Consider the following 243-nt stretch of genomic DNA (forward strand, 5'->3'; position numbering starts at 1 on the left):
AGTTCACAGCCGGCACCGATGCCGGTGACTACGGTGGCGGCGACGTCGACGTTGAGCTTGCCAGTGGCGTAGTAGTCGAGGAAGAACAGCGGCTCGGCACCGCATACCACCAGGTCGTTGACGCACATGGCGACCAGGTCCTGGCCGATGCTGTCGTGCTTGTTCAGGTTCAGGGCAAGGCGCAGCTTGGTGCCGACGCCGTCGGTGCCGGAGACCAGAACCGGCTGCTTGTAGCCGGCCGGG

1 protein-coding gene is annotated in these 243 nt (G+C 65.4%); it reads right to left on the reverse strand.

The features are described 5' to 3' along the window. Positions 1-243, reverse strand: a 243-nt coding sequence (locus SB772_RS44810; protein ID WP_410839127.1) for an AIR synthase related protein, incomplete at both ends; no start/stop codon positions are given.

It is taken from the genome of Paraburkholderia sp. SIMBA_030, from assembly GCF_046535245.1.
Taxonomy (GTDB): Bacteria; Pseudomonadota; Gammaproteobacteria; order Burkholderiales; family Burkholderiaceae; genus Paraburkholderia.